Origin of the sequence: Paraburkholderia sp. EG304, from assembly GCF_046543485.1 — a bacterium.
Taxonomy (GTDB): Bacteria; Pseudomonadota; Gammaproteobacteria; order Burkholderiales; family Burkholderiaceae; genus Paraburkholderia; species Paraburkholderia youngii.
Window position 1 is genome coordinate 1 of the sequence record NZ_JBKGUA010000268.1, and the last position, 730, is coordinate 730.

The 730-nt window shown below is 53.7% G+C and carries 1 protein-coding gene; it reads right to left on the reverse strand.

The window, feature by feature from the left end; genetic code table 11:
* Window positions 1-221: 221 nt before the first annotated feature.
* Window positions 222-644, reverse strand: coding sequence for a hypothetical protein (locus tag ACLFKU_RS43790; protein ID WP_410853395.1), 423 nt, complete (start codon window positions 642-644; stop codon window positions 222-224).
* Between the last annotated feature and the right edge of the window lie 86 nt (window positions 645-730).

Here is a 730-nt window from a genome sequence, read left to right on the forward strand (position 1 = left end):
GCTTGTCTGTGCCTTTGGACCGCTCGTGAGAATGTGAACAGAACCTGGAGAATGAAAGGGACTTCCTCTCTCGCTGGTGTCGCTGAACGTTCGCAACGTCATCGTGGCACATTGATGCCGACTCGCGCTTCCGCCGCAGCCTCGGGACGGGGAAGTCCCTACATCCGCTAAGCCTGTGCCTCGGAATGTAGTAAAGCATAAACGAATAAACAAGGACCAAATCAGATAGGTGAAGCCTGAACCACGGCATTGAGGGGAATGAAGGCGCCGCTGCAATCGACCGGCGCAGCTTGACCGGGTGATCCGGATACCTGAACGTCCCTGGACGTTGAGGTCACAATCTTGTCAGAAAAGCTCACTGGGCCGGGACCGAGCGCATAGTGCGTTGCAAAACTTTCCGCGAGAGCTGGCTGTTTATCATCGAACACCACGTTGTCCAGGCTGATCACGAGTGGATTCTTCTGCTTCTTGTTTTCATACCCCGAGAATGTCAGCCGTCCGCCCCCATACTTCTTGCTGCCGAGATAGTGAAATCGGTGGACGGCAATCTGAAGGAAGTTCGGGTACAGTGTGCCTGACGATGAGCTGTAATACGAGTCGAACACTAGCAGGCTGTTGAAATACCCCTCGCCGGCGAGCAGCACTTCATTTCAATGAGTCGCTGCGCCGGTTTGTGATGTCGATTTGATGCTCAATGCCTTTTATTCAGGTGGAACCAATGCCATCTCCT